The sequence below is a fragment of the Actinomadura logoneensis genome (assembly GCF_003428695.1).
GTDB lineage: Bacteria > Actinomycetota > Actinomycetes > Streptosporangiales > Streptosporangiaceae > Spirillospora > Spirillospora logoneensis.
Window position 1 is genome coordinate 1 of the sequence record NZ_QURH01000777.1, and the last position, 4019, is coordinate 4019.

Sequence of the window (4019 nt, forward strand, 5' to 3'; positions counted from 1 at the left end):
CCGCTCCAGGTCGGCCAGGCCCGGCGCGGGGTCGAGCGGTGGGGGCGCGGGCGTCCCGGCGGCGCCCTCGCCCGACTCGCGCAGCGTGCCGAGCATCCGCCGGAGCCCGGCCAGCGTCTCCCGGCTGGTCGCCTCGATCGCGGCGAGCGCCTTGCGGGCCTCCGCGGGCTGGGTGTCGATGACCCGCCCGCCGACGCCCGCCTGGATCGCGACGATGCCGATGCTGTGCGCGACCATGTCGTGCAGCTCGCGGGCGATCCGCAGCCGCTCGGCGGCGACGGCCCGCTCGGTCTCGCGGGACCGGAGCTCCACGGCGTGCTCGCGGCGCTCGCGCACCGTCCGCGCGGTCGTCATCGCCGCGATGAACCCGAGCACGACCAGGGCCGCCGCCTGGATCTGGCCGTCCGGGCCGTGCGGCATCGCGCCGGCGACCAGGAGCTGGACGGCGAACAGGACCGATGCCGCCGCCAGCCGGGTCGGACGGGGCCGGTGCGCGGCGACGTGGGCGAGGGCCAGGTCGTCCACGAGCAACTTGGCGTAGCCCGTCGCCCAGCCGCCGTGCGAGGCGAAGATCGCGACCCAGCCCAGTGCCAGCAGCACGACGAGCGCCGGCGTGCGGTTGCGGAGCAGCCACGCCGGGACCGCGAGGACCATGACGGGGGCCAGGACGGCCTGGGAGAACGCCGTCGGCTGGTGGCTGAGCAGCGGGATCGGCAGCAGCGCGGCGAACACCGCGCCCGCCCACGCCAGGACGGCCGTCCCGGCCCGCCGCGAGAGGACGGCCCGGGACGTCCGGCCGAGGACGCCGGAGGCTTGGGGGGACATGCGGCGATCGTAACCGTCTGACCGTTACGCAGGACATTGGTCGCGGGGCGTACGCCCACGGGCTACCCGCGCCCCCGGAATTGTGGCCGACGGCCCGACGACCGGCGGGGACGATCGGGGCGATCTTTGCGGCATGAAGACGTTCGTCCGTGTCCTCCTGGCCGTCGAGGCGGCGGTCCTCGCCGTGTCGGCCCTGCTCTGGGACTCGCTGGATTTCCGCATCTACCGGCTGGGCGGGGGAGTGGTCACCGAGGGAACCCGGCTCTACACCGAGCAGCTCGCCGCGCACTGGTACACCAACACGCCGGTGTTCGCGCTGCTGTGCTCCCCGCTGGCCGGGATCCCCCTCACGGCGGCGCGCGTCGCCTGGCAGGCCGCGTCGCTGGGCGCGCTCGTCTGGGCGTGCGCGAGCGTCCTGGAACTGGCCGGACGGCCCGTCACGCGCGGCACGGTCGCGGCCCTGGTCGCGGCGGCGGCACTCCTCGAGCCGATGTACCACACGTTCTTCCAGGGGCAGGTCAACCTCTTCCTGCTCGCCCTCGTGCTCGCCGACGTCAGGGCGGTCGCGCGCGGCCGGACGGCCGGCTTCGGGATCGGTGTCGCGGCGGCGGTGAAGCTGACGCCGGGAATCTTCATCGTGCTGCTGCTGGCGGCCGGACGCGTCCGCGCCGCGGCCGTCGCCGCCGGGACGTTCGCGGCGGCCGTCGCCGGCGCCTGGCTCGTCGCCCCGGACGCCTCGCGGACCTACTGGTCGGGCACCTTCCGCGACACCTCCCGCGTCGGGGTCACCTACATCAGCAACCAGTCGCCGTTCGGGGCGCTCTCCCGGCTGCTCGGCGGCCACCCGGACCGCGTGCAGGGCTGGTACCCGGCCGTCTCCGTGGCGGTCGCGGTCCTCGGCCTGGCGGTCGCGGCCCGCTGGGCCCGGCGCGGCGACTGGCTGGCCGCCGTGTCGGTGACCGGGACGACCGGCCTGCTGGTCTCTCCGATCTCGTGGGCGCACCACTGGGTGTGGGTGCTGCCGGCGCTCGTCCTGCTCGTCCGGAACGGGCACCGCGCCACGGCGGCCTGCGCGTACGCCCTGTTCGTCCTGTGCCCGCTGTGGTGGACGCCGCACGACGGCACCGACCGGGAATGGGGCTTCCACGGCGTCCTCACCCTGGCAGCCAACTGCTACCTGCTGGCGGGACTGGCGTTCCTGGCCTACGCGGCGCTCCGGCTGCGACGCCGGAACCGCGCCCCGGAGACCACGCCCCTCGTCGGGATCGGGGACGCGCCCACCCGCAGGGAGCCGGTCGAGGTCGCCTAACCCCCAGGGGTGAGGGCACGGTTCACCGCCGCGCGGGAAGCGCGTCCGGTGGGGCGGAGTCGAGGCTTGCGACCATGAACACCAAGAACCTCACCGCGGTCGCCCTCGCCTCGGCCGCCGTCGCCGGCCTCGGCGCGGTGTCGTCCGGGCCCTCGGTCTCCGCCCACTTCGCCCCCGGCTCCGCTGTCGCCGTCGCCGACGAGCGCGGCTCGCTGGTCGCGGACGAGCACCTGCGGACCCTGACCGCCGACGACGTCCGCACGATCCTCGGCCAGGGCGGCTTCGACGCCTCGACCGTGCGGCGCGGCGTGGACGCCTACCGCCTCACCTACCGGACGGTCGACACCAAGGGCGCCGCCACCACCGCCACCGGCCTGTTCGTCGTGCCGCGCGGGAAGCGCGGCAGGCTTACGCCGGTCTCGTACACGCACGGAACCACCAGCTACAAGCCGGACACCCCCTCGACGAGCACCACCCCGTGGGCCGTCGGACCCGCCTACACCTACGCGGGCTCGGGCTTCGCCGCCGTCGTCCCCGACTACCTCGGGATGGGCCGGGGTCCGGGAACGCACCCGTGGAAGGACGTGCCGTCCGAGACCACCGCCTCGCTGGACATGCTCCGCGCCGCCCGCGCGTTCGCCCCGCGCATCGGCCGCAGGCTCGACCGGGACGTGCTGGTCACCGGCTTCTCCCAGGGCGCGTCGTCCGCGCTCGGTCTCGCCCGCACCCTGCAGGACGGCGCGGACCGGCACTTCCGCGTGAAGGCGGTCGCACCGATCAGCGGCGGCTACGACTTCGCCGGGGCCGAGCTTCCCGCCCTGCTGAACGGCGACCTGGACGCCAAGTCCAGTGCGCTGTACGCCGCCTACCTGCTGACGTCCTGGCAGCGCATCCACGGCGGTGTCTACGGGACGCCGTCGGAGGTCTTCCAGGAGCCCTACGCCGACCGTGTGGAGAAGTACTTCGACGGCACGACGCCGGGACCGGAGATGTTCCAGGGCATGCCCGCCCGCCTGGCGGACCTGCTGACGCCGCGCGGCTGGGCGCTGCTGCGGAATCCCTCCGGCGCCTTCGCCGAGGCGCTGCGCACCGACGGCGAGGTCTGCACGGCCTGGACTCCGCGGATGCCCGTCCGGTTCTACCGGGCGGAGACCGACGAGCAGGCGACGACGGTCAACACCGACCACTGCGTCGCCTCGCTGCGGGCGCGCGGCGTGAACCCGCGGGTCGAGAACCTCGGCAGGCCGCTCTACCAGGGCTCGTTGCACCTGGGCACGAACGTCGCGGGGACGGGGCGGATCGTCCGCTGGTTCTCCTCGCTGGACGCCTGACCCCCTGAGCGCCTGACCCCCCGAGCGCCTGAACCCCTGAGTGCCTGAACCTCTGAGTGCCTGAACCCCTGAGCGCCTGAACCTCTGAGCGCCTCACCGCCCGATCGCCTGAGCCGGAACACGCGAACCCTCGAAGGCCTCATACGTGAGACGGCCACCCCGGGGAACTCCCGGGGTGGCCGTCTTCTCGCGCGGTCGGAGCGGGGTCAGCGCAGGAAGCCCTCGTAGTTGCGCTGCTGGAGCTGGGACTCGATCTGCTTGACCGTGTCCAGTCCGACGCCGACGACGATCAGGATGCTCGTCCCGCCGAAGGGGAAGTCCTGCGTGGCGTTCAGCATCGCGAAGGCGACCATCGGGATGAGCGCCACCAGGCCCAGGTAGAGCGCGCCCGGCGTCGTGATGCGGGTGAGGACGTAGTCCAGGTACTCCGCGGTCGGGCGTCCGGGGCGGATGCCGGGGATGAACCCGCCGTACTTCTTCATGTTGTCGGCGACTTCAGTGGGGTTGAAGGTGATCGCGACGTAGAAGTAGGTGAAGAAGATGATGAAGACGAA

Annotated in this window: 4 protein-coding genes; 2 read left to right on the forward strand and 2 right to left on the reverse strand. The window is 73.7% G+C overall.

What is annotated here, in order from left to right; translation table 11 throughout:
- Positions 1 to 825, reverse strand: an 825-nt coding sequence (locus tag DZF91_RS27200) for a sensor histidine kinase (RefSeq protein ID WP_199486924.1), incomplete at its 3' end; no start/stop codon positions are given.
- A 133-nt stretch (positions 826 to 958) separates the two neighbouring features.
- Between DZF91_RS27200 and DZF91_RS27205 the strand changes: the two genes are divergently transcribed.
- Complete coding sequence (locus DZF91_RS27205) at positions 959 to 2134, forward strand: glycosyltransferase 87 family protein (RefSeq protein WP_117360006.1); 1176 nt, start codon at positions 959 to 961, stop codon at positions 2132 to 2134.
- 74 nt (positions 2135 to 2208) lie between these two features.
- Positions 2209 to 3465, forward strand: a complete 1257-nt coding sequence (locus tag DZF91_RS27210; RefSeq protein WP_199486925.1) for an alpha/beta hydrolase family protein — start codon at positions 2209 to 2211, stop codon at positions 3463 to 3465.
- Positions 3466 to 3671: 206 nt separating this feature from the next.
- On the opposite strand, the gene DZF91_RS27215 is transcribed toward DZF91_RS27210, so the two are convergent.
- On the reverse strand, positions 3672 to 4019 hold a 348-nt coding region (locus DZF91_RS27215), incomplete at its 5' end, for a preprotein translocase subunit SecY (RefSeq protein WP_268915983.1).

Excerpts from the sequence above, each read along its gene's own strand:
- DZF91_RS27205 (WP_117360006.1), top strand. The coding sequence starts at position 959 with ATGAAGACGTTCGTCCGTGTCCTCCTGGCCGTCGAGGCGGCGGTCCTC.
- DZF91_RS27210 (WP_199486925.1), top strand. The coding sequence starts at position 2,209 with ATGAACACCAAGAACCTCACCGCGGTCGCCCTCGCCTCGGCCGCCGTC.